We start from the raw sequence: 22,241 nt of genomic DNA, 5'->3' as shown, positions 1-22,241 counted from the left end.
GCCAGATACTCGTCAACGATGCCTTGTCTGAACTGCTCGTTGTACTTCGTCATGTAAAACACCCCAAAGGTTGGACTAGTGTCCAACTTTTGGGGTGCAGTTCAGTTCCCGCCTTTTTCTTTATGTAGATGCGCAACTAACGGTCCGCGTTTTTCGTCGACACCGACACGATCGTCACGCGTTTTTGCACCATTTTTGTCAACAAAATGGCCGGACGGGTATACGACGAGAGCGGCCCCCGCCTTGCCTGTCAGGACTGTCATGCATGGATTTCGTGCGCGCCGCACCGAATGGAGACACTCCGGCGCACGCCGATTGTGCGAAATCCCGAAAAAGAATTGTTGACAATCTTTATGTCCACCCTAGGATGAGGACCATCACACGATGCAGATCATGAACGAGCCCGATTCCTCTCCGTCCGGTGCGGCCAGCCCCGAAGCGATCTCCGAGCGGATCCGCACCGCGATCCTCGAGCATCGGCTCGCGCCCGGCGCGAAGCTGACGGAGGCGCAGCTCTGCGACGTGTTCGGCGTGAAGCGCGGGACGATCCGCCAGGCGCTCGCGCAGCTCGCGACCGACAAGCTGGTCGATCTGGAGCCGAACCGCGGCGCATTCGTCGCGAGCCCGACGCTGCAGGACGTGCACGAAGTGTTCGAGATGCGCCGGATCATCGAGCTGGCCGTGGTCGAGCGGCTCGCGACCGGCCCCGGCGCCAGGCGGCTGAAGGGCGTCGCGGCGCTGATCGACAAGGAACGCAAGGCGTTCGAGCGGCACGACTTCGCGGCATGGATCCGGCTGTCGGGCGAATTCCATACGGCGCTCGCGACGCTGATGGGCAATGCGACGCTCAGCGAGTGCCTCGAAGGGCTCGTCGCACGCTCGACGCTGATGTCGGCGCTGTACGAATCGCACGGGCGCAGCCCGTGCTCGTGCGACGACCACGACGAGATCCTCGCCGCGCTGGAGGCGGGCGATCCGAAGCAGGCGGTGACGCTGATGGCGCGCCACCTGCAGCATGTCGAACTGAAGATGCTGGACCGGCCCGCGCAAGGGCAGGTCGATTTGCGCGAAGTGTTCGGCGGCGCCTGAGCGGCGACGCGAACCCGGCCGCGCGCCACACGACGAGAGCAATGCAGGCCTGCGGCGTTTGCCGTGGGCCGCGGGTCCGACTCCGGGCGATGATCCGGGGCGATATCGATGACGGTGGAGTGGCCTTGCGGCCGCGTCAAGGAGAAGTCATGGCTCAGTTCAGTGTGGCGCACGACAGCGCCTATCCGGCGGAAGAAGGCGGCGAGGGCGGCGGTCCGGCACTGCCGGACGGTTACAGCGAACGTCTGTACAACGAAGATTTGGCACCCCTGAAGAATCAGACATGGGGCTCTTACAACATCTTCGCGTTCTGGATGTCGGACGTGCACAGCGTCGGCGGCTACGTGTTCGCGGGCAGCCTGTTCGCGCTCGGGCTGACGAGCTGGCAGGTGCTGATCGCGCTGATCGTCGGCATCGGCCTCGTGAACGCGCTGTGCAACCTGATCGCGCGGCCGAGCCAGCAGATCGGCGTGCCGTATCCGGTCGCGTGCCGCGCGACCTTCGGCGTGCTCGGCGCGAACGTGCCGGCCGTGATCCGCGGGCTGATCGCGATCGCGTGGTACGGCATCCAGACCTATCTGGCGTCGAGCGCGCTCGTGATCGTCGTGCTGAAATTCTTCCCGCAATGGCTGCCTTATGCGGACGTTCATCGCTACGGCTTCCTCGGGCTGTCGGCGGTCGGCTGGGCCGGCTTCATGCTGCTGTGGGTGCTGCAGGCGTTCGTGTTCTGGAACGGGATGGAGACGATCAAGAAGTTCATCGACTTCGCGGGCCCGGCCGTCTATGTCGTGATGTTCATCCTCGCCGGATACATGGTATGGCGCGCGGGCTGGCGCAACATCGGCATCAATCTCGGCGGCGTCAAGTATCACGGCGCGGAAGTGATTCCGGTGATGATCACCGCCGTGTCGCTCGTCGTGTCGTACTTCTCCGGGCCGATGCTGAACTTCGGCGATTTCTCGCGCTACTGCCGGTCGTTCGGCGACGTGAAGCGCGGCAATTTCTGGGGGCTGCCCGTCAACTTCCTCGCGTTCTCGCTCGTCACGGTGATCACTACCGCCGCGACGCTGCCGGTGTTCGGCGAACTGATCACCGACCCGGTCGCGACGGTCGGCCGCATCGACCATCCGACCGCGGTGATCCTCGGCGCGCTGACGTTCACGATCGCGACGATCGGCATCAACATCGTCGCGAACTTCGTGTCGCCCGCGTTCGATTTCTCGAACGTCGCGCCGCGCCTGATCAGCTGGCGCGCGGGCGGGATGCTCGCGGCCGTCGCGTCGATCTTCATCACGCCGTGGAATCTGTTCAACAACCCGGCCGTGATCCACTACACGCTCGACGTGCTCGGCGCGTTCATCGGCCCGCTGTACGGCGTGCTGATCGCCGATTTCTACCTCGTCAAGCGCGGCCGCCTCGTGCGCGACGACCTGTACACGATGTCGGAAAGCGGCGCCTACTGGTACACGGGCGGCGTGAACCGCCGTGCGCTGGCCGCGCTGCTGCCGGCCGCGGTGATCGCGGTCGTCTGCGTGATGGTGCCGGGCTGGCAGGCCCTCGCGAATTTCTCGTGGTTCATCGGCGCGGGGCTCGGCTTCGTGTTCTATCGGCTGCTCGCGAGCGCGAAGGCGTAAGGAGCATGCGATGAAGATCCGACTGATCAATCCGAATACGACGCAGCGGATGACCGACGCGATGGGCCGCTGCGCACGCGAGGTCGCGGCTGCCGGCACGGAGATCGTGGCCGTGAGTCCGCCGATGGGGCCGCCGTCGATCGAAGGCTATTACGACGAGGCGCTCGCGACGCCTGGCCTGCTCGCCGAGGTCGCGCGTGGCGAGCGCGACGGCTGCGACGCGTATGTGATCGCGTGTTTCGGCGATCCGGGCCTCTACGCGGCGCGCGAGCTCGCGCGCGGGCCGGTGATCGGCATCGCCGAGGCCGCGATGCATGCGGCGAGCGTGCTCGCGCCGGGCTTCTCGGTCGTCACGACGCTCGCGCGTACCTGCGGGATGGCGTGGCACCTCGCGGAGCGCTACGGGATGAAGCGGTTCTGCCGCAACGTGCGCGCGACCGACGTCGCGGTGCTCGAACTCGACCGGCCCGGCTCGGCCGCGCGCCGCATCATCGTCGACGAATGCCGGCGCTCGCTCGACGAGGACGGCGCCGACGCGATCGTGCTCGGCTGCGCGGGGATGGCCGAATTCGCGCACGAGATCGAGCAGCAGATCGGCGCGCCGGTGGTCGAGGGCGTCACGGCGGCCGTGAAGTGGGCCGAGGCGCTCGTCGCGCTGCGCCTCGCAACCGCGAAGCGCGGCGACTACGCGCGGCCGCTGCCGAAGTGCTACGACGGCGAATTCGCACGCTTCAGCCCACCGGGCGGGGATGCGGCGGAGCCTCCGCCGAATTTGCCGCAACCGCACATACACACCGTCTGACATGCACTATCTGCGCCGCTGTATGGGCGCGTATCAACGTTTTCGCTACACTGGGCCGTCATCGCATCGGCTCGCGCGGCCGGCCCACGGCACAGCGCGGTCGATGCGAACCCATTATTCCAGCCCGCTCTCGTTGCATTCCGAACCATGTCACTCGATCCCAACTATCCTCGCGACCTGATCGGCTACGGCCGCCATCCCGTGCAGGCGAACTGGCCGGGGCGCGCCCGCGTCGCCGTGCAATTCGTGCTGAACTACGAGGAGGGCGGCGAGAACTGCGTGCTGCACGGCGATCCGGGCTCCGAGCAGTTCCTGTCCGAAATCGTCGGCGCGGCCGCGTATCCGGACCGCCACATGAGCATGGAGTCGATCTACGAATACGGGTCGCGGGCCGGCGTGTGGCGCATCCTGCGCGAATTCGAGAAGCGCGGGCTGCCGCTGACGGTATTCGGCGTCGGCATGGCGGTCGAGCGTCATCCGGAGCTCGCGCGGGCATTCGTCGAGCTCGGCCATGAAATCGCATGCCACGGCTGGCGCTGGATCCACTACCAGAGCATGACGCCGGAACTCGAAGCCGAACACATGCGCCTCGGGATGGAAGCGATCGAGCGCGTGACGGGCGAGCGTCCGCTCGGCTGGTACACGGGCCGCGACAGCCCCAACACGCATCGCCTCGTCGCCGAATACGGCGGCTTCCTGTACGACTCCGACAACTACGGCGACGATCTGCCGTTCTGGATGGACGTCGAGGTGTCGGGCGGCCGCACGTCGCCGCAACTGATCGTGCCGTACACGCTCGACACGAACGACATGCGCTTCGCGACGCCGCAGGGCTTCAACACCGGCGACCACTTCTTCCAGTACCTGCGCGACGCGTTCGACGTGCTGTACGCGGAGGGCGACGAAGCGCCGAAGATGCTGTCGATCGGCATGCATTGCCGGCTGCTCGGCCGGCCGGGCCGGTTCCGCGGGCTGCAGCGGTTCCTCGATCACATCGAGCAGCACGATCGCGTATGGGTGACGCGCCGTGTCGATATCGCGCGTCACTGGCGTGAACATCATCCGTATCAGCCCAATCATCGAAACGAAGGGAAAGCATGAAGGCGATGCGCTACACGTTGGAACAACTGAATACGATGGCGCCGAGCGCATTCGTCGCGGCGCTGTCGGGGATCTTCGAACATTCGCCGTGGGTGGCCGAGGTCGCCGCGGGCAAGCGGCCGTTCGCGAGCATCGACGCGCTGCACGAGACGATGTCGGACGCGGTGGAAACCGGCGGCGAAGCGCGCCAGCTCGCGCTGATCAACGCCCACCCGGAGCTGGCCGGCAAGGCCGCCGTGCGCGGCGAGCTGACGGCCGAATCGACCCGCGAGCAGAGCGGCGCGGGCCTCGACCAGTGCACGCAGGAAGAATTCGACAAGCTGCTGACGCTGAACCGCACGTATCGCGAGAAATTCGGCTTCCCGTTCATCCTCGCGGTGCGCGGCTATGACCGCCACGGCATCATCGCGAACTTCGAGTCGCGCGTGAATCATTCGCGCGACGACGAGCTGCGTGCGAGCCTCGACCAGATCTACCGGATCGCGCGCTTTCGCCTCGACGACCTGATCGACGCCTGACACCGCCGCCTGACACCGCCGCCTGAAACCGCAATACGGCCCGCTGCGTCGCAGCGGCCGATCGTCTCACTGAAACAAGGAAACATCATGGCTGTTCCGCTTCTCGATCCGAACGCACCCGATTTCACGCGGCGCTACGTGAATCTTGCCGACCCGCGTCTCGGTGCGCAGGCGCTCGAGGCCAGCGACGATTTCTTCGCGCCGAAGGACCGGATGCTGAACCCCGAGCCGGCCGTCTTCATCCCCGGCAAGTACGACGACCACGGCAAGTGGATGGACGGCTGGGAAACGCGCCGCAAGCGCACGACCGGCTATGACTGGTGCATCGTCAAGCTTGCGCGCCCGGGCGTGATCAAGGGCTTCGACATTGACACGAGCCACTTCACCGGCAACTTCCCGCCGGCCGCATCGATCGAGGCCGCGTTCGTGGCCGACGGCGCGCCGACGCACGCGACCGAGTGGGTCGAAATCGTCCCGTCGACGACGCTGCAAGGCAACAGCCATCACTACGTCGAAGCGAGCGACGCGCGCGCGTTCACGCATCTGCGCGTGAACATCTACCCGGACGGCGGCATCGCGCGCCTGCGCGTGTACGGCCAGCCGCAGCTCGACTGGGCCGGCGCGAGCGCGACCGAGCAGTTCGACCTCGCGGCGATGGAAAACGGCGGTTACGTGGTGGCGGCGAACAACCAGCACTTCGGCGTCGCGTCGAACCTGCTGCTGCCGGGCCGCGGCGTGAACATGGGCGACGGCTGGGAAACCCGCCGCCGGCGCGAACCGGGCAACGACTGGGCGATCATCGCGCTCGCGCAGCCGGGCGTGATCCGCAAGATCGAAGTCGATACCGCGTTCTTCAAGGGCAACTACCCGGATCGCTGCTCGATCCAGGCGGCGTATGTATCGGGCGGCACCGACAGCTCGCTGATCACGCAGTCGATGTTCTGGCCGGTGCTGCTCGGCGAACAGAAGCTGCAGATGGACAAGCAGCACTACTTCGAACAGGAGATCGCGTCGCTCGGCCCCGTTACGCACGTGCGACTGAACATCATTCCGGACGGCGGCGTGTCGCGCCTGCGTCTGTGGGGGACGCTCGACAAATGAAGACACTTGCCATCGAACCGTTGACCAGGGAAGCGTTTGCGCCGTTCGGCGACGTGATCGAAACGGCAGGGGCGAAGCAGATCCCGATCAACCTCGGCACGACGATCCGCTTTCACGATCTCGCGAAAGTCGACGTGACCGATGAGGGCGGCCGCCCGCTCGTCAACCTGTTCCGCGGCCAGCCGCGCACGCTGCCGTTCGAAGTGAAGATGCTGGAGCGGCATCCGCTCGGCAGCCAGGCGTTCGTGCCGCTGAACGACCAGCCGTATCTCGTCGTCGTCGCGCCCCCGGGCGAGCTCGATCCGGCGAAGATCCGCGCGTTCGTGACGAGCGGCTGGCAGGGCGTGAACTATGCGAAGGGCGTGTGGCATCACCCGCTGATCGCGTTGGGCGGCGTCAGCGATTTCATCGTCGTCGATCGCGGCGGCGACGGGCAAAACCTGAACGAGCAGGATCTGCAGGAGTCGCTGTGGCTCACGGAGGATGCGCTCGATGCGGTGACGGCCTGAGTCAGGCTGATCGTCCGTTTGTCGAAACCCGCGCGGCCTGCGCGGGTTTTTTTATGTGCGCTCGTTGGCGCGCTCGCGAATCAGGTTGCCGCGGCCTTGCGCGTATTGCGCGTATTGCGTGAACCGTTGCCGCCGCGCTGCCGATTCGCGACCGGCGCATGCTGCGCCATCAGCTCGGCGACCCAGTCGACGAACACGCGCAGCTTCGCGCTGACGTGCCGGTTCGGCGGGAACGCGACATACATTGGCATCGGTTCGAGTTGCCATGGTTCGAACAGCGGCACCAGTTCGCCACTCGCGCGATACGCGGCGGCCATGTAGTCGGGCAGCCACAGGATGCCGAGCCCCGCGAGGCCGGCTTCGAGGTACGCATTGCCGTCGTCGACCGCGAGCACGTAGCGCCCGCGCACATTGACCTGCTCGCCGTCGCGCTCCATCGCGAACGGCAGCGTCTTGCCGGTGCGCGCCCACAGAAAGCCGACCACCCGATGATGCGTATCTTCGAGTTCGGCCGGATGCGACGGCGTGCCGGCGCGCGCGAGATAGGCGGGCGACGCGTACACGCCGAGCCGCAGGTCGCCGATGCGGCGCGCGACCAGCGCGCGGTCGGTCGGTTCGCCGCCGCGCACGACGCAATCGACGTTCTCGCCGATCACGTCGACCACGCGGTCGCTCACGCCCATGTCGAGCTGGATGTCCGGATAGCGCGCATGGAACGCGGGCAGCGCGGGGATCAGGATCAGGCGCGCGAACGGAGTCGGCACGTCCACGCGCAGCCGCCCGCGCGGCGACGCCGACGCCGCGGACAGGCTCGTTTCGGCATCGTCCATGTCGGCCAGCAGCCGCACGACGCGCTCGTAGTACGCGGCGCCGTCGGCGGTGACGACGACCTTGCGCGTCGTGCGGTTGAACAGCTTCACGCGCAGCCGCGCTTCGAGCTGCTGCACCAGTTGCGTGACGGTGGTGCGGCTCATGTGCAGCGTGTCGGCTGCCTTCGTGAAGCTGCCGGCTTCCACCACGCGGGCGAACGCCTGCATTGCGTCGAATCGATCCATCGGTCGGAGCTCCGCGTCGGTCGCAGATTGTTTGGAGTGTGCAAACAGTGTTGGACAGGGTTGCCGGTTTATCCGCCGCGCAACGGTCCTTAAAGTGCCTCCATCGTTGATGCAAGGGCATGTCGCCCGACAAGACCGATGGAGGTGTCGAATGGCAAAGCGTAGCGTAGTTTTTCCGCCGGGTCGCCAGGCGCTGTATGACCGCAACCGTTATTCGCCGGCGCTGCGCTCGAACGGCTTCCTGTTCGTATCCAGGCAGGTCGGCAGCCGCGAGGACGGCTCGCCCGAGCCGGAACTGGGCGCGCAGGTTCGTCGCGCGTTCAACAACCTGAATGCGGTGCTGCGCGTGGCCGGCTGCACGTTCGATGACGTCGTCGACGTGACGGTGTTCCTCGTCGACCCCGAAGCGACGTTCGAGCGGGTCTGGGAAATCGTCCCCGAATACTGGGGCGACGCACCGCATCCGACGCTGACCGCCGTCGGCGTGACCTGGCTGTACGGGTTTCAGTTCGAGATCAAGGCGATCGCGCGGTTGCCGGATACGGTCGACGCGTGACGGGGACGCTTCGTGCGACCGTTCGACGTGAGCGTCGACGTGGTGTCCGCGCTCGCGGACGAAGTCGCGATGGTCCACGTGTAGCGCGTGCTATCGTGCCCGCATCGCCACCACATGACGTCCGGTTCCCGGCGCGATCTTCCGATGAGCCAGCCTGAAAACGACCTCGCGGTCCTGCTGCGCACGATGCAGCCCGAACTGCATCCGGGTGCATTCGCATTCATCGCGCTACCGCACGCCGCAGACGTATCGTCATCCGAAGTGATCGCGATGTTCCGCGAAGCGGAAGGGCTGACGGTCGTAGTTGACGAGGAGACGGCCGCGCGCCGCGGCTGGCCAGCGCTGTTCCGCGCCGCATGGATCACGCTGACCGTGCATTCCGACCTCGCGGCTGTCGGCCTCACGGCCGCGTTCGCGCGGGCGCTCGGCGCGGCCGGCATCAGCTGCAACGTGATGGCCGCCGCCTACCACGATCACATCTTCGTGCCGTTCGACGACGGCCCGCGCGCACGCGACGCACTCGTCGCACTGCAGCGCGACGCGATGCGCGGCTGACACGCGAAAGGCATTCGGCCGCGCAGGAAAAAAAACGGGCCCGTGTGACCGGGCCCGCGAACGGAGAGAATGGCGCCGGCGAATGACTTCCGGCGCCCGACGGGCGGCTTACTTGACTGCGCCGCCCTCGAACCAGGCGGCGAGCTTCGTCCGCTCGTCGTCGGTCATGTGCGTGACGTTGCCGATCGGCATCGCCTTCAGGCGCACGGCCTGGTCGTAGATGCGCTGCGCGTTCTTCGACACTTCGTCAGGCGTGTCGAACATCACGCCCGCCGGTGCGCTGCCCATCAGCGTCGGCTTCGCCGAGTGGCACTCGATGCAGCGCTGCTGCAGGATCGGCATGATGTCGTGGATCGCGATCTTCGGTGCGTTGGCCGCTTGCGCTTCCGGCGCGACCGGCTTCGGCATCGTCCACACCAGCGCGCCCGATAGCAGCGCGACGCCGCCGATCGGCAAATACCACAGCTGCTTGCCGCGGTGACGCATCACGAAGAACTGGCGGATCAGCGCGCCGGCCAGCATGATCAGCACGAGCACGACCCAGTTGAACTTGTTCGTGTACGTCATCGCATAGTGGTTCGACAGCATCGCGAACACGACCGGCAGCGTGAAGTATGTGTTGTGCACCGAACGCTGCTTGCCGCGCTTGCCGTAGATCGGGTTCGGTTCCTCGCCCTTGAGCATCTTGTCGACCATCTTGCGCTGGCCCGGGATGATCACGAAGAACACGTTCGCCGACATGATCGTCGCGAGCATCGCGCCGACGATCAGGTAGGCGGCCCGGCCCGAGAAGATGTGGCACGCGAGGTACGCGGCGACGACGACGTACAGGCCGACGCAGATGCCGAGCACGCGGTCGTTGGTGCCGAGCAGGCGACACAGCGAGTCGTACACGATCCAGCCGGCCGCGAGGAAGCCGAGTGCGGACGCGACGGCGACCACCGGGCCCATATCGAGCACGTTCTTGTCGATCAGGTACGTGTTCGGCGCAAGCAGGTACAGCACGAAGAACAGCGTGAAGCCCGACAGCCACGTCGTGTACGACGGCCACTTCGACCAGTGCAGGTCATCGGGCATTTCCGGCGGCGCGACCGTGTATTTCTGCATGTTGTAGAAACCGCCGCCGTGGACGTGCCACAGCTCGCCGAACACCCCGCGCTTGCGCTGGTTCGGGTCGGTCGGCGGTTTCAGGCTGTTGTCGAGCGCGACGAAATAGAACGACTCGCCGATCCACGCAATGGCGACGATGACGTGCAGCCATCGCAGCGCGAGGTTCAGCCAGTCGGTGATGAAGCCTTCCATGAAACTCCTCCAGACTCAGATCGTTTGTCTTGATGCAGGCGCTGATTCGAATGTCAGCTGCCGCGATAGGTGCTGTACGACCACGGCGACACGAGCAGCGGCACGTGGTAGTGCGAGCCGGCGTCGGCGATGCCGAAGCGCAGCACGACGCGGTCGACGAAGCGGGGTTCGGGCACCTTCACGCCGAGCGCCGCGAAGTAGTCGCCGGCATGGAACACGAGTTCGTATTCGCCGGCGGCGAGTGCCGCGCCTTCGAGCAGCGGTTCGTCGCAGCGGCCGTCGCTATTGGTCAGCACGGTCTTGATCGCGCGGCGCGATTCGCCGTCCAGCGCGTAGAGGTCCACCTTGATGGCGGCGCCGGGGCGACCGTGCGCCGTATCGAGTACGTGGGTAGTGAGCTTTCCCATTCGTTGTTCCTTGTGTGAATGCGAGGTTCGGCGGCGACTCGATCCATGACTGTGCGGCGGATCGAGGCTCCACGTCACGTGGCTACATACCCGTCGGCGAAAGTGAAGCGAGCGCCGTGCAGGCATTGTAAAAAGGTTCCCCGTGCAAATACGTGCGCGATATCGAAGATAATGCGCCGCGCATGAGCGGCTGTCGACGGCCCGCCGGACAGGGCCGAGCGCACCGATCTCGGGCACGCGCGGGGCGTCGGGCGGCGTACCATACCGAATCCCTGAAGCACGGTATTCGCGATCGCGTATTGTGCGCGGCGCGCGCTTGGGCGATCCTCCCGCCGTGCGCGTCGGCCGGTGGCCGCGCGTACCCCGAAGACGGCGAGCACGCCGGGTAACCGGGCCAGGGCGTTCGAACGGACGCAGGCACCGGGACGTGCCGCGATTCAGCGTTCGAACGGCTGTGTGACCGCTTCCAGGACAGCCCCTGGAGGCAGACCGACGCGGAGAACGCATGAATCTCGAGCAGCACGCCGGCGCACGCGCGCCGACCCCTTCTTCATCCCGCCCGACGACCCTGCTGGTCAAGCACGCCGACGTGCTCGTGACCATGGACGACACGCGCCGCGAACTGCGCGACGCGGGGCTCTACATCGAAGACAACCGGATCGTCGCGGTCGGCCCGAGCGCCGAGCTGCCCGACACGGCCGACGAAGTGCTCGACCTGCGCGGCCACCTCGTGATCCCGGGGCTCGTGAACACGCACCATCACATGTACCAGAGCCTCACGCGCGCGGTGCCGGCCGCGCAGAACGCCGAACTGTTCGGCTGGCTGACGAACCTGTACCGCATCTGGGCGCACCTGACGCCCGAGATGATCGAGGTGTCCACGCTGACCGCGATGGCCGAGCTGCTGCAGTCGGGCTGCACGACGTCGAGCGACCATCTGTACATCTACCCGAACGGCAGCCGGCTCGACGACAGCATCGGCGCCGCGCACCGGATCGGCATGCGCTTTCATGCGAGCCGCGGCGCGATGAGCGTCGGCCAGCGCGACGGCGGGCTGCCGCCCGATTCGGTCGTCGAGCGTGAGCCCGACATCCTGCGCGACGCGCAGCGCCTGATCGAGACCTATCACGACGAAGGCCGCTACGCGATGCTGCGCGTGGTGGTCGCGCCGTGCTCGCCGTTCTCGGTGAGCCGCGAGCTGATGCGCGACGCGGCCGTGCTCGCGCGCGAATACGGCGTGTCGCTGCACACGCACCTCGCGGAGAACATCAACGACATCGCATACAGCCGCGAGAAGTTCGGGATGACGCCCGCCGAATATGCGGAAGATCTCGGCTGGGTCGGCCACGACGTGTGGCATGCGCACTGCGTGCAGCTCGACGATGCGGGCATCGGCCTGTTCGCGCGCACCGGCACGGGGGTCGCGCATTGCCCGTGCTCGAACATGCGATTGGCGTCCGGCATCGCACCGGTGAAGAAGATGCGGCTCGCGGGCGTGCCGGTCGGGCTTGGCGTGGACGGTTCCGCGTCGAACGACGGCGCGCAGATGGTGGCCGAGGTACGCCAGGCGCTGCTGCTGCAGCGGGTCGGCTTCGGGCCCGACGCGATGACCGCGCGCGAAGCGCTCGAGATCGCGACGCTCGGCGGTGCGAAGGTGCTGAATCGCGACGACATCGGCGCGTTGAAGCCGGGCATGGCCGCGGATTTCGCCGCGTTCGACCTGCGTCAGCCGCTGTTCGCGGGCGCGCTGCACGATCCGGTCGCGGCGCTCGTGTTCTGCGCGCCGTCGCAGACGGCGTACACGGTGGTGAACGGAAAGGTGGTGGTGCGGGAAGGGCGGCTCGCGACGCTCGATCTGCCGCCGGTGATCGAGCGTCACAACGCGCTGGCGCAAGCACTCGTGGAAGCGTCGCGCTGACGCGTCGGCGGGGAGGTCGCGCCGCACGTCGCGCGGCCGTTGCCGTCACACCCGCCGCGCAACGGCGTGCCCCGGCGCGCGCGCGGCGCGCGCCGTATGCGCTTACGCCTCGATCAGCGTGCGAGTGGCTTCGGCGACGAGGCTGCGCAGCCAGCGCACTTCGTCGGAGTAATGGCAGCGCTCGTGCCACAGCTGGTAGTACTGCATCGGCGGGAAGTCGAGCGGCGCCGGCACGACGGACAGCGGCAGGAACTTCGCGTAGTGGTCGGCGAACAGCCGCGTGGTTGTGAAGATCAGGTCCGACTTCACGAGCACGTAAGGCGCGAGGTTGAAGTACGGCAGCGTGACGACCACGTGGCGCTTGAGCCGTTCGCGCGCGAGATGCACGTCGATCGCGCCGCGCTGGCCGACCGAGTACGGCGTCGGCGCGAGATGCGGCGCGTTCAGGTACTGGTCGAGCGTGAGCCCGCCGCGTTTCGCGAACGGGTGCGTGTTGCTCATCAGGCAGACGATTTCGTCGACGAACAGGTTCGACAGGTGCAGCTGCTCGGGCGGTTCGGGCCAGTTGCCGACGACGATGTCGAGCTTGCCGTCTTCCAGCGCGAGCTCGTAGTCGAACGCGGGGCCGAGCGAATGGAACTCGAGCGTCGCATTCGGCGCGGCCAGGCGGAAGCGTTCGACGACGGTCGGTACGAACAGCACGTTCAGGTAATCGGGGCAGCCGATCCGGTAGCAGCGGATCGACGTGGCCGGGTCGAAGTTGTGCTGCTGGAACTTGATGCGCTCGATTTCGCGCAGCGCGTTCTGCACGGGCTCGAGCAGGCGCAGTCCGTATTCGGTCGGCACCATGCCGGATTTGCCGCGCACCAGCAGCGGATCGCCGGTGATGTCACGCAGGCGGCGCAGCGCGGCGCTGATCGCCGGTTGCGACTGGTTCAGTTTGACGGCCGCGCGCGTGACGCTGCGCTCCATCAACAAGGTGTGCAAGACGCGCAAGAGGTACGTGTCGATCGCCTCGCGTTGCTGACTCATGTTATCTCCGGTTTATATGGCTGGGCTGATCGAGGGATGGGGTGGGTATATCGTTTTTAATATGAACGAAAATCAGCGTCAAGAGATGGATACCCGCGGCTACGCGCCGGCCGGGCCTCGACAAGGGGCCTGAACGGGGCGAAATGCAGGCGGGCGCGGCGCCGCACGGATGCGCGTTGCACGCATCCGGTGGTGGGGCGTCGCGTGGCGCGTGCGGCGCGTCAGTCGTCGATACGCATGCCGACCTTCAGCGTGACCTGCCAGTGCACGACCTGGTCGCCTTCGATGTGGCCGCGCGTTTCGGTCACCTGGAACCAGTGCAGGTTGTGCAGCGTCTTGCCGGCTTTCGAGATCGCGTTGCGGATCGCGTCGTCGCTCGATTGCTGCGACGAACCGGTCAGTTCGATCAGCTTGTACACGTGGTCGCTCATGATGCGCTCCCTGGGATATCGGTCTGTCTTGCCGGGGCAACGCGCGGTCCCGAAGCGGTTCCGCTACGGTTCCGCTACGGTCCCGTGCATGCCCGGCTTCTTGAGTGATAGGTATGATGGGCGGCAACTGCAACCCATATCGGAGACGAGGCGCATCGTGGAAGTCGGATTTTGCGGACCAGGATTGATGGGCGCGCCGATGATTCGGCATTTGCTGGCGGCCGGGCATCGCGTGAGCGTATGGAATCGCTCGCGCGACAAGGCCGACGCGCTGGTGAAGGACGGCGCGCAGGTGGCGGGCACGCCGCGCGAGCTGGCCGAGCGCGTCGAGACGGTGTTCGTGTGCGTGCTCGATGGCCGGGCGGTCGGCGACGTCGTGTTCGGCGAGCACGGGCTGCTTTCCGGTGACGCGAACGCGCGCCGCCTGCAGCGCATCGTCGATCATTCGAGCATTCCGCCCGCCGCCACGTGCGACTACGCGGCGCGCGCGGCCGCGCTCGAGGTCGGCTGGGTCGATGCGCCGGTGTCCGGCGGCGTGCCGGGCGCGCAGGCCGGCACGCTCGCGGTGATGGCCGGCGGCCGCGCGGCCGATCTCGACGCGGTGCGCGCGCTGATCGACACGTACGCGTCGCGCATCACGCACATGGGCGACGCGGGCGCGGGCCAGACGGCGAAGCTGTGCAATCAGGCGATCGTCACCGCGACGGTCACCGCGATCGCCGAGGCGGTCGGCCTCGCGCAGGCGAGCGGCATCGACGCCGCGCGTCTGGCCGAGGCGCTGGCCGGCGGCTGGGCCGATTCGGTGCTGCTGCAGACGTTCGTGCCGCGCATGACGTCGGGCGGTCATCCGCCGATCGGCGCGCTCAGTACGTTCCAGAAGGATGTCGATGCCATCGCCGACGCCGCGCGCGACACGGGCGCGGTGATGCCCGTGTCGGCCACCGTGCAGCAGGTGCTCAGGCTCGGCGCCGCGCAGGGACTCGCCGGCGCCGATTTCGCCGCGTTCATCGACATCGTGCGGCCGGGCAACGGCCGCCAGCAGGCGTCGTGACGGGCAAGCGGGGCGTGTGAATGGCAGATGGGCCGCCCTGAGGCGGCCCATCGAATGACTGGCGGATCAGCCGAGCGAGCGGGGTGTCGTGTCGCCCGCGTTCTGACGGCCGAGGCCGCCGCGCAGGCTCGCCTTCGTGCCTGCACCAAACTCGGGCAGAATGCGCGCACGCGCCCGGCTGGCGAACACGAGGAAGCCGAAGCCGTTCGCTTCGTACCAGTATCCGCCGTTCTCGAGGCCGTCGAGCGGCTGCTCGAGCGCATTCGCGATCGATTCGATGCAGCGCTTGCGCAGCTCGGCGATGGCCGGATAGGGCGGCTGCGCGCCGCGCACGCTGCACAGAAGCACGTCGAGGCCTGGCAGCACGTGCGCATAGAGGACGGGTTCGTCCTGCGCGCGGGCGCGGGCAATCTTGGTGTCGAGCTGGGCAAACGGTTTCGAGTGGCGCAAGACCGCGAGGAACGACTCCTGGCCATCCTGCGGCGCACGCCGACGTTTTTTCGGGAAGGACATAAACACTCGCCTCAAAAACAATTGCAAGAAATGCGGCACTTTCATGCGACCCACTCCCGGCTATGTACGCCGCATGTCGATCCTTTATAGCACACGAAAATGCTGCATTCGTGCAGTACGACGATCAATGTCTCCCGTCGACCTGCTCGCCATGATCGACACAGCCAGCGTCTTGGCGCCCGTACTGTCGTTTAGTCTCCATCATAGACCTGCTTTTCCCGCGCGTGCATTCGCTCGTCACAAAAAAGTGAGATACGCCGCATGCGGCGGTGCATCGCATGCGCAATAAAAAGGCCCGCGCGGGGCGGGCCTGGCTGGCGGGGCGTGTCGCGATCAGCGCTGCTTGAGCGAATCGCGGATCTCGCGCAGCAGCACGACGTCTTCCGGCGTCGCGGCCGGCGCGGCTTCTTCGGGCTTGCGCAGCTTGTTGATGAATTTCACCATCAGGAAAATGATGAACGCAAGGATCACGAAATTGATCGCCACGGTGATGAACGAGCCGTAGCCGAATGCGGCGACGCCCGCGGCCTGCAGGTCCTTGAACGAATCGGGATTACCCTTGAACGACGGCGGGATGGTGCCGAGCAGAACGAACTTGTTCGAGAAATCCAGGCCGCCGGTCAGCACGCCGATGACCGGCATGATGAGGTCCTTCACGACCGAGTCGACGATCTTCGAGAACGCGCCACCGATGATCACGCCGACGGCGAGATCCATCACGTTGCCCTTGACGGCGAACTCCTTGAATTCCTTGATGATGCTCATGAGCGGCTTTCTCCTGGTTGGGGCGGGGGGAGGCGTGCCGCGACGCGCAGGATTGCTTTGCGTCGAATGAAGGTCGGTGGCACGCCGATGGCCGCATGATAGCGAACGTGCCCTATTGCCGGTAGCCCATCTTGAAATGATTGACAAATCCGCGCGTCGGCGCGGCCGGTCATGCCGCAGCGCGTGGTGTGCGTGGCCGGGCGTCGACATGCAGGTCGACACCCGGTGCACCCGTACTCACTCAGGTGTTGTCGTCGGTCCAGCCGTCGTCGTTGCTGCCGAGATCCATCCCGCCGCCGCCGCTGTTGCCGTCGCTCCAGCTCGAATCGTCGCCGCGGCCGAGGTCGAAGCCCGGATCGGCGTCCTGCCGGCGGTGTTCGCCGTCGACGATCACGTCGCGTTCGACGACGCGCTCGCGGCCGCCGGACATCGCTTCGCCGAGCAGCACGCCGGTCAGGAGCCCGCCCATTCCGCCGCCGAAGCCGCCGCCTTGCTGGATCACGACGGGCGGCTGCTGTTGCGGATACGGTTGTTGCGGCGGGTAGGGCTGTTGCTGATACGGCTGACCCTGGGCGCCCGTCACGCGGTCGGCTTCCTGCGCGTACACCGAGCCGCTGCCGTTCGCCGGCGCCGCGGGCTGCGCGGCCGGGTCGGGGCGGCCTTCGACGCGCGCCTTCACGCTCGCGTGGCGCTGTTCGAGTTCATCGACGCGATACGGCGGCACCGGATTCTTGCCGTTCGACAGCGTCTCGACGAGCGTGCGCGCGTCGTTCTCGATCGCTTCGAGTTCGCCGGTCAGCGCCGCGGCGCCGGGCGCCGTCGACAGTTTCGCATCGAGCTTCAGCGGCCGGATGTCGTTCAGCACGTCGGTCGCGCGCTTGAGCTGCGTGCGGCGTTCGTCGTCGGCACGGCCGTTGTCGGCCGTGCGCGCGCGCCGCAGCGTCCAGCGCAGCACCAGCGCGATCACGGCGACGATCAGCCCGAGGCCGATCCACATGCCGGTCGACGGGCCGTGTTTTTCGGCCGGCGCGACGGCGGGGGCGAGCCCCGGCTGCAGCGTGCCGGCCTGCGTGGCCGACGGCGTGTTGCCGCTCATGCGCGCGGCGTCGGCGCGAATGCGCGACTCCGTCTGCGCGAAGCGCGACGCGTCGGTGAACTTCAATTGCGGATCGAGCGATTTCGCGCGCTGCAGTTGCGCGAGCGCGTCGGACGCGCGGCCTTCGCGGTCCAGCACCTGCGCATACAGATAGCGCGCATGCGCGTTGTTCGGATGGGCGTCGATGACTTGCGACAGCTGCGTGTCGGCTTGCTGCCAGTTGCGCTGCGCGATCGACTGCTCGACCTGCTGAAGCGACGGGACCGCAAACGCGGCGGACGACAGCAACATCAGCGACAGGCCGAGTGCGGCGAGAGATTTCTTCATGGTCGAACCGGGCGCATGCGCCCGTCTCCTGACGATCGGTTCGCGCCGCGCGCCCGGGCCGGGGCGCGGCGCGGTGGCCCGCGGCGGCGGTTACTGCGCGGGCGTATCGAGCTGCTTCTTCAGCGCGGCGAGGCGATCTTCCACCGACGGGCCCTTGTTCAGCGCGGCGAGCTTGTCGTCGAGCGCCTTGCCGCTCGACGTGTCGGCCGAATTGAGACGCGCGTCCGAGCGGGCGTTCTGCAGCGCGACCTTGTCCTCGAGCTTCTGGAAATCCTCGGACAGGTTCTTGCCGCCGATGCCGCCCAGCGCGCTGGCGGCCACGTCCTTCGCCTGCGCGATCTCCTGCTTGGCCTGCAGGATGTTCGAGCGCGCATTCAGGTCGTTGCGGCGCTGACGCATGTCGGCGATCTGCCCCTTCAGCTTGTCGACCGACGGCTCGAGCGTCGTCAGCTCGGCCGCGAGCGCATCGCGCTCGGCTTCCGCGTTCGACTGGGCCGCGAGGGCCTCGCGGGCGAGCGCTTCGTCGCCGCCTTGCAGCGCGCGCTTCGCGCCGTCCTCGTACTTCTTCACCTTGTCGTCGGCCGCATCGCGCTTGCTGCGCTGGGTTGCGACCTGTGCCTCGATCTCGATCAGCGAATTCTCGGCACGGCCGATGCTGTCGTCGAGCTCCCGCACGATCTGCCGTGCGTCGCGCGACGGATCCTGTACCGAATCGGCCGCATCGTTCAGCAGGCCTTTGATCGTGCGCGAAATAGAGTCGAAAAGCGACATGAAATCCTCCGTGGTTGAAAGGCGCCGCGTGACCGCGGCAATGCCCGTCGCGAGCCGGTTCCGGCCCGCGTGAGCCGGCGGATATTACACCACCGGTTCACTTAAATACGGCTTAAACGCGCGAGTTCAAGCGGCTCGCGCATCAGGACGCCAAACCTTTCGCGACTGAAAGAAAATCGCCTGCGTGCGCCGTATTGCGTGTCCATCATAGGCCGAGGATGCCGACAATACGTGCCGCACATCACGGCATTGCGGGAATTTTTACAAAAAATCGCGAAGGCACCCGGTCGATTTCATTAAAATGCGCTGTCACGTCGCGGGAACGGATCGCCGCGCGGCGGGGTCTGTCGACGTGACAGCCGCATCTCGATGCACCCACTCTGATTCATCCGCTTGCATTTCCGCATGCGTCCGAGGGCGCCACGTACGCCCGCCATTCCGACATGCCAATTATCAAACGACCGCCTTCTTCTTCCGACAGGAACGAACCCCACTACACGCTGCGCCGTTCGCCGTCCGGGGCCTATTACCCCGATGACGACGATCGCGACGACGGCCGCCGCGCGCAGCAGCGCGGTGGCGGTGGCGGAGGGCGCCGCCGCACGTTCGGCTCGCGCGTCGCGCTGTGGTTCGTGGGCTTGTTCGCGACGCTGGCCGTCGTCGGCGCGCTGATCGTCGGCTACGCGCTGGTCGTGATGGCGCCGCAACTGCCGTCGCTCGATGCGCTGACCCATTACCAGCCGAAGGTGCCGCTGCGCGTGTTCACCGCCGATCACGTGCTGATCGGCGAGTTCGGCGAGGAGCGCCGCAGCCTCGTGCGCTTCCAGGACATTCCCGACGTGATGAAGAAGGCCGTGCTCGCGATCGAGGACTACCGCTTCTACGAGCACGGCGGCGTCGATTTCCTCGGCATTCTGCGCGCGGGCGTGGCCGACCTGATGCACGGCGGCGCGCGCCAGGGCGCGAGCACGATCACGATGCAGGTCGCGCGCAACTTCTTCCTGTCGAGCGAGAAGACCTACACGCGCAAGATCTACGAGATGCTGCTCGCGTACAAGATCGAGAAGGCCCTGACGAAGGACCAGATCCTCGAGCTGTACATGAACCAGATCTATCTCGGCCAGCGCTCGTACGGCTTCGCGGCCGCGGCGCGCGTGTACTTCGGCAAGGACCTGAAGGACATCACGGTCGCCGAAGCGGCGATGCTCGCGGGGCTGCCGAAGGCGCCGTCCGCGTACAATCCGGTCGTCAATCCGAAGCGCGCGAAGGTGCGTCAGGAATACATCCTGAAGCGCATGCTCGACATCGGCTACATCACGCAGCCGCAGTACGACCAGGCGATCAAGGAAGAGATTCACGTGCGCACGCCGGGCAACCAGTACGCGGTGCACGGCGAGTACGTCGCCGAGATGGTGCGGCAGATGATGTACGAGCAATACAAGGACGAAACCTATACGCGCGGGCTGACCGTTACGACGACGATCAATTCGGCCGACCAGGAAGCCGCGTATCAGGCCGTGCGTCGCGGCATTCTCGACTACGAGCGCCGTCACGGCTATCGCGGCCCCGAAGCGTCGATCAACTTGCCCGCGGCCGGCGACGAGCGCGACGAGGCGATCGACGACGCGCTCGCCGACCACCCGGACAACGGCGACCTGCAATCGGCGGTCGTGCTGTCGGCCTCGCCGAACGCGGTCGAGGTGCAGTTCGTCGGCGGCGCGACCACGACGATCGGCCCGGCCGGGCTGCGCTTCGTGTCTGCAGCGCTGAGCCCGCGCGCGAACAACGCGCTGCGGATCAAGCCGGGCTCGGTCGTGCGCGTGCTGAAGGACGGCAAGACGGGCTGGCAGGTCGTGCAACTGCCGCAGGTCGAGGGCGCGCTCGTCGCGATCGCGCCGCAGGACGGTGCGATCCGCTCGCTCGTCGGCGGCTTCGACTTCAACAAGAGCAAGTTCAACCACGTGACGCAGGCGTGGCGGCAGCCGGGCTCGTCGTTCAAGCCGTTCATCTACTCCGCGTCGCTCGACAAGGGGCTCGGACCGGCGACGATGATCAACGACGCGCCGCTGTACTTCCCGCCGAGCGTGCCGGGCGGCACCGCGTGGGAGCCGAAGGACGACGACCAGCCGGACGGCCCGATGACGATGCGCACCGGCCTGCAGCGTTCGAAGAACCTGGTGTCGATCCGGATCCTCGCGTCGATCGGCACGCAGTATGCGCAGCAGTACGTGACGCAGCGCTTCGGCTTCGATCCGGCGAAGACGCCGCCGTACCTGCCGATGGCGCTCGGCGCGGGCCTCGTGACGCCGCTCCAGCTCGCGACCGGCTACGCGGTGTTCGCGAACGGCGGTTACAAGGTCGATCCGTACCTGATCGCCGAAGTCGACGACGCGCGCGGCCAGCCGCTGCAGAAGTCGCAGCCGGTGGTCGCGGGCGGCACGGCGCCGCGCACGATCGAAGGCCGCAACGCATACGTGATGAACAGCCTGCTGCACTCGGTCGCGACGGGCGGCACGGGCGCGGGCACCAACGCGCTGGGCCGCAACGACCTGCAGGGCAAGACGGGTACGACGAACGACGCGAAGGACGGCTGGTTCGCCGGCTATCAGCAGTCGCTCGTCGCGGTCGCGTGGATGGGCTTCGACCAGCCGAAGAGCCTCGGCAGCCGCGAATTCGGCGCACAGCTCGCGTTGCCGATCTGGGTGAACTACATGCGCACCGCGCTGAACGGCGTGCCCGAGCAGCAGATGCCGATGCCGGACGGCCTGACGACGATCGACGGCGAGCTGTACTACGCCGATCGCACGCCGGGCAACGGCTTCGTCGCGAACGTCGACATCAACCCGGCCGAGAACGCGATCAGCGCGAACGACGCACTCGGTTCGGCCGGCGCGGCCGGGCTCGCGCCGCCGCCCGTCACGCCGCAGGAGAAGCAGCAGATCATGGACATGTTCGAGAGCAAGTAAGCGGGACGCTGTGCTTCAGCCATGCGACGGGCGCCTTCGGGCGCCCGTTTCTTTGCGCGCGGCCGCCAGCGGAAGACGGTGAATCAGAACGACGCGCAGGCCGGCACGACGGTCATGCCGACCGATTGCTGGTGAAATCGCTCGACGTACGCTTGCCGGATCGCGGCGAGCCGCGTGCGCGGGTCGCGCGTATCGTCGGCGATGATACGGAGCACGAAGCTGTCTTCGCGCGTGATCGCGCCGCTCGAGCGGTCGCGCCACTGGCCGTGCGTGTCCCAGTAGGTGAGGCCGTCGGGGAAGCGCGGCGTGACCGTGTCGGCGAGGAAGGCCGCGCGTTCGGCATCGGTGACGGGGCCGCGGCCGGCGACGTCGCGCCCGAACAGCAGGTCGGCCTGCAGCATGCGGCTTTCGCCCGGTTGCGTGCAGGCCGCAGGGTGCGCGTGGGAGGTGGGCGAGGGCGGCGCCGCGCAACCGGCGAGCAGCGCGAATGCTATCGAGCATGCGGCCAGCCGTCGCGTCTGCCCATTTCGTGACGATCGACCTTCGCGCGTGCAAAACGCTGCGCGCTCAACCACTTGCGTGCGGGTCCGGCGGGTTATCAACAGGGCTGTCAACATAATCTGGGGATAACCCTAGCAGGCTGTTGAAATTGGATACGGTGTAAACGGGCGTTGCGAGCGGTGCGTTAGAGATATCGTGTTCATGATCTTGGGCAGACGAGAGCGATGCGCGGAATGGACGA

The 22,241-nt window shown here is 66.8% G+C and carries 23 protein-coding genes; 12 read left to right on the top strand and 11 right to left on the bottom strand.

Annotated elements, in window-relative coordinates:
* Positions 1-101: 101 nt before the first annotated feature.
* Positions 102-263 (bottom strand): hypothetical protein, encoded by a 162-nt coding sequence (locus HWX55_RS35280; RefSeq protein WP_175979022.1) that lies wholly within the window; start codon positions 261-263, stop codon positions 102-104.
* A gap of 121 nt (positions 264-384) precedes the next feature.
* On the opposite strand from HWX55_RS35280, the gene HWX55_RS35275 reads away from it, so the two are divergent.
* From HWX55_RS35275 to HWX55_RS35245, 7 genes are all read left to right on the top strand, one after another.
* On the top strand, positions 385-1,089 hold the full coding sequence (locus HWX55_RS35275) for a GntR family transcriptional regulator (protein ID WP_124554627.1): 705 nt from the start codon (positions 385-387) through the stop codon (positions 1,087-1,089).
* A 149-nt stretch (positions 1,090-1,238) separates the two neighbouring features.
* Positions 1,239-2,723 (top strand): NCS1 family nucleobase:cation symporter-1, encoded by a 1,485-nt coding sequence (locus HWX55_RS35270; protein ID WP_027809652.1) that lies wholly within the window; start codon positions 1,239-1,241, stop codon positions 2,721-2,723.
* Between the two features lie 10 nt (positions 2,724-2,733).
* Positions 2,734-3,525 (top strand): aspartate/glutamate racemase family protein, encoded by a 792-nt coding sequence (locus HWX55_RS35265; protein ID WP_175979021.1) that lies wholly within the window; start codon positions 2,734-2,736, stop codon positions 3,523-3,525.
* Positions 3,526-3,672: 147 nt separating this feature from the next.
* A complete protein-coding gene (puuE, locus tag HWX55_RS35260; protein WP_175979020.1) occupies positions 3,673-4,626 on the top strand; it encodes an allantoinase PuuE in 954 nt (317 codons plus the stop codon).
* Positions 4,623-5,144, top strand: coding sequence for a 2-oxo-4-hydroxy-4-carboxy-5-ureidoimidazoline decarboxylase (uraD, locus tag HWX55_RS35255; protein ID WP_050013316.1), 522 nt, complete (start codon positions 4,623-4,625; stop codon positions 5,142-5,144). The genes puuE and uraD overlap by 4 nt, the downstream gene beginning before the upstream one ends.
* Positions 5,145-5,231: 87 nt before the next feature.
* The gene (gene alc / locus HWX55_RS35250) at positions 5,232-6,245 is read left to right on the top strand and encodes an allantoicase (RefSeq protein WP_089467694.1); all 1,014 of its coding nucleotides are present in this window, start codon (positions 5,232-5,234) and stop codon (positions 6,243-6,245) included.
* Complete coding sequence (locus HWX55_RS35245) at positions 6,242-6,754, top strand: ureidoglycolate lyase (protein ID WP_175979019.1); 513 nt, start codon at positions 6,242-6,244, stop codon at positions 6,752-6,754. The genes alc and HWX55_RS35245 overlap by 4 nt, the downstream gene beginning before the upstream one ends.
* An 80-nt stretch (positions 6,755-6,834) precedes the next feature.
* Here HWX55_RS35245 and HWX55_RS35240 read toward each other — a convergent pair whose 3' ends face one another.
* Positions 6,835-7,809: a LysR family transcriptional regulator gene (locus tag HWX55_RS35240; protein ID WP_175979018.1), complete on the bottom strand. Its 975-nt coding sequence runs from the start codon at positions 7,807-7,809 to the stop codon at positions 6,835-6,837.
* 151 nt (positions 7,810-7,960) lie between these two features.
* Here HWX55_RS35240 and HWX55_RS35235 point away from each other — a divergent pair, with 151 nt between their 5' ends.
* Both HWX55_RS35235 and HWX55_RS35230 read left to right on the top strand, forming a co-directional pair.
* Positions 7,961-8,365: a RidA family protein gene (locus HWX55_RS35235; RefSeq protein WP_175979017.1), complete on the top strand. Its 405-nt coding sequence runs from the start codon at positions 7,961-7,963 to the stop codon at positions 8,363-8,365.
* Between the two features lie 144 nt (positions 8,366-8,509).
* Positions 8,510-8,920: an ACT domain-containing protein gene (locus HWX55_RS35230; protein WP_175979016.1), complete on the top strand. Its 411-nt coding sequence runs from the start codon at positions 8,510-8,512 to the stop codon at positions 8,918-8,920.
* 108 nt (positions 8,921-9,028) lie between these two features.
* Here the strand turns inward: HWX55_RS35230 and HWX55_RS35225 are convergent, their stop codons facing one another.
* Together HWX55_RS35225 and uraH are read right to left on the bottom strand one after the other, a co-directional pair.
* Positions 9,029-10,222, bottom strand: coding sequence for a urate hydroxylase PuuD (locus tag HWX55_RS35225; RefSeq protein WP_175979015.1), 1,194 nt, complete (start codon positions 10,220-10,222; stop codon positions 9,029-9,031).
* 53 nt (positions 10,223-10,275) lie between these two features.
* Complete coding sequence (gene uraH / locus HWX55_RS35220) at positions 10,276-10,629, bottom strand: hydroxyisourate hydrolase (protein ID WP_069617626.1); 354 nt, start codon at positions 10,627-10,629, stop codon at positions 10,276-10,278.
* A 505-nt stretch (positions 10,630-11,134) separates the two neighbouring features.
* Between uraH and HWX55_RS35215 the strand changes: the two genes are divergently transcribed.
* Positions 11,135-12,547 (top strand): 8-oxoguanine deaminase, encoded by a 1,413-nt coding sequence (locus HWX55_RS35215; RefSeq protein WP_175979014.1) that lies wholly within the window; start codon positions 11,135-11,137, stop codon positions 12,545-12,547.
* 102 nt (positions 12,548-12,649) lie between these two features.
* Here HWX55_RS35215 and HWX55_RS35210 read toward each other — a convergent pair whose 3' ends face one another.
* Together HWX55_RS35210 and HWX55_RS35205 are read right to left on the bottom strand one after the other, a co-directional pair.
* On the bottom strand, positions 12,650-13,579 hold the full coding sequence (locus tag HWX55_RS35210; RefSeq protein ID WP_006478550.1) for a LysR substrate-binding domain-containing protein: 930 nt from the start codon (positions 13,577-13,579) through the stop codon (positions 12,650-12,652).
* A gap of 221 nt (positions 13,580-13,800) precedes the next feature.
* A complete protein-coding gene (locus HWX55_RS35205) occupies positions 13,801-14,010 on the bottom strand; it encodes a dodecin (protein ID WP_011549586.1) in 210 nt (69 codons plus the stop codon).
* Between the two features lie 157 nt (positions 14,011-14,167).
* Between HWX55_RS35205 and HWX55_RS35200 the strand changes: the two genes are divergently transcribed.
* The gene (locus tag HWX55_RS35200) at positions 14,168-15,061 is read left to right on the top strand and encodes an NAD(P)-dependent oxidoreductase (RefSeq protein WP_175979013.1); all 894 of its coding nucleotides are present in this window, start codon (positions 14,168-14,170) and stop codon (positions 15,059-15,061) included.
* Between the two features lie 66 nt (positions 15,062-15,127).
* On the opposite strand, the gene HWX55_RS35195 is transcribed toward HWX55_RS35200, so the two are convergent.
* The 4 genes from HWX55_RS35195 to HWX55_RS35180 form a co-directional block, all read right to left on the bottom strand.
* On the bottom strand, positions 15,128-15,574 hold the full coding sequence (locus HWX55_RS35195) for a hypothetical protein (RefSeq protein ID WP_006488003.1): 447 nt from the start codon (positions 15,572-15,574) through the stop codon (positions 15,128-15,130).
* Positions 15,575-15,907: 333 nt separating this feature from the next.
* Positions 15,908-16,339, bottom strand: a complete 432-nt coding sequence (mscL, locus tag HWX55_RS35190; RefSeq protein ID WP_006478553.1) for a large conductance mechanosensitive channel protein MscL — start codon at positions 16,337-16,339, stop codon at positions 15,908-15,910.
* A 241-nt stretch (positions 16,340-16,580) separates the two neighbouring features.
* Positions 16,581-17,762, bottom strand: a complete 1,182-nt coding sequence (locus HWX55_RS35185; RefSeq protein WP_175979012.1) for a tetratricopeptide repeat protein — start codon at positions 17,760-17,762, stop codon at positions 16,581-16,583.
* Positions 17,763-17,852: 90 nt separating this feature from the next.
* Positions 17,853-18,533, bottom strand: coding sequence for a PspA/IM30 family protein (locus HWX55_RS35180; RefSeq protein ID WP_089467687.1), 681 nt, complete (start codon positions 18,531-18,533; stop codon positions 17,853-17,855).
* Positions 18,534-18,976: 443 nt separating this feature from the next.
* Between HWX55_RS35180 and HWX55_RS35175 the strand changes: the two genes are divergently transcribed.
* Entirely contained in the window at positions 18,977-21,499 is a 2,523-nt protein-coding gene (locus HWX55_RS35175; protein WP_050013304.1) for a penicillin-binding protein 1A, read from the top strand.
* An 83-nt stretch (positions 21,500-21,582) separates the two neighbouring features.
* Here the strand turns inward: HWX55_RS35175 and HWX55_RS35170 are convergent, their stop codons facing one another.
* Entirely contained in the window at positions 21,583-22,116 is a 534-nt protein-coding gene (locus tag HWX55_RS35170; RefSeq protein WP_175979011.1) for a DUF3574 domain-containing protein, read from the bottom strand.
* Positions 22,117-22,241: the final 125 nt, after the last annotated feature.

Origin of the sequence: Burkholderia sp. BCC1047, assembly GCF_902833155.1 — a bacterium.
Classification (GTDB): Bacteria; Pseudomonadota; Gammaproteobacteria; order Burkholderiales; family Burkholderiaceae; genus Burkholderia; species Burkholderia sola.
This window is presented reverse-complemented; position numbering and strand designations above follow the sequence as displayed.

Excerpts from the sequence above, each read along its gene's own strand:
- alc (WP_089467694.1), top strand. The coding sequence starts at position 5,232 with ATGGCTGTTCCGCTTCTCGATCCGAACGCACCCGATTTCACGCGGCGC.
- HWX55_RS35230 (WP_175979016.1), top strand. The coding sequence starts at position 8,510 with ATGAGCCAGCCTGAAAACGACCTCGCGGTCCTGCTGCGCACGATGCAG.
- HWX55_RS35195 (WP_006488003.1), bottom strand. The coding sequence starts at position 15,574 with ATGTCCTTCCCGAAAAAACGTCGGCGTGCGCCGCAGGATGGCCAGGAG.
- HWX55_RS35235 (WP_175979017.1), top strand. The coding sequence starts at position 7,961 with ATGGCAAAGCGTAGCGTAGTTTTTCCGCCGGGTCGCCAGGCGCTGTAT.
- HWX55_RS35170 (WP_175979011.1), bottom strand. The coding sequence starts at position 22,116 with ATGTTGACAGCCCTGTTGATAACCCGCCGGACCCGCACGCAAGTGGTT.
- HWX55_RS35175 (WP_050013304.1), top strand. The coding sequence starts at position 18,977 with ATGCCAATTATCAAACGACCGCCTTCTTCTTCCGACAGGAACGAACCC.
- HWX55_RS35180 (WP_089467687.1), bottom strand. The coding sequence starts at position 18,533 with ATGTCGCTTTTCGACTCTATTTCGCGCACGATCAAAGGCCTGCTGAAC.
- HWX55_RS35225 (WP_175979015.1), bottom strand. The coding sequence starts at position 10,222 with ATGGAAGGCTTCATCACCGACTGGCTGAACCTCGCGCTGCGATGGCTG.
- uraD (WP_050013316.1), top strand. The coding sequence starts at position 4,623 with ATGAAGGCGATGCGCTACACGTTGGAACAACTGAATACGATGGCGCCG.
- HWX55_RS35245 (WP_175979019.1), top strand. The coding sequence starts at position 6,242 with ATGAAGACACTTGCCATCGAACCGTTGACCAGGGAAGCGTTTGCGCCG.
- HWX55_RS35205 (WP_011549586.1), bottom strand. The coding sequence starts at position 14,010 with ATGAGCGACCACGTGTACAAGCTGATCGAACTGACCGGTTCGTCGCAG.
- HWX55_RS35270 (WP_027809652.1), top strand. The coding sequence starts at position 1,239 with ATGGCTCAGTTCAGTGTGGCGCACGACAGCGCCTATCCGGCGGAAGAA.
- HWX55_RS35265 (WP_175979021.1), top strand. The coding sequence starts at position 2,734 with ATGAAGATCCGACTGATCAATCCGAATACGACGCAGCGGATGACCGAC.
- puuE (WP_175979020.1), top strand. The coding sequence starts at position 3,673 with ATGTCACTCGATCCCAACTATCCTCGCGACCTGATCGGCTACGGCCGC.
- HWX55_RS35210 (WP_006478550.1), bottom strand. The coding sequence starts at position 13,579 with ATGAGTCAGCAACGCGAGGCGATCGACACGTACCTCTTGCGCGTCTTG.
- uraH (WP_069617626.1), bottom strand. The coding sequence starts at position 10,629 with ATGGGAAAGCTCACTACCCACGTACTCGATACGGCGCACGGTCGCCCC.
- HWX55_RS35215 (WP_175979014.1), top strand. The coding sequence starts at position 11,135 with ATGAATCTCGAGCAGCACGCCGGCGCACGCGCGCCGACCCCTTCTTCA.
- HWX55_RS35275 (WP_124554627.1), top strand. The coding sequence starts at position 385 with ATGCAGATCATGAACGAGCCCGATTCCTCTCCGTCCGGTGCGGCCAGC.
- HWX55_RS35240 (WP_175979018.1), bottom strand. The coding sequence starts at position 7,809 with ATGGATCGATTCGACGCAATGCAGGCGTTCGCCCGCGTGGTGGAAGCC.
- HWX55_RS35185 (WP_175979012.1), bottom strand. The coding sequence starts at position 17,762 with ATGAAGAAATCTCTCGCCGCACTCGGCCTGTCGCTGATGTTGCTGTCG.
- mscL (WP_006478553.1), bottom strand. The coding sequence starts at position 16,339 with ATGAGCATCATCAAGGAATTCAAGGAGTTCGCCGTCAAGGGCAACGTG.
- HWX55_RS35280 (WP_175979022.1), bottom strand. The coding sequence starts at position 263 with ATGACAGTCCTGACAGGCAAGGCGGGGGCCGCTCTCGTCGTATACCCG.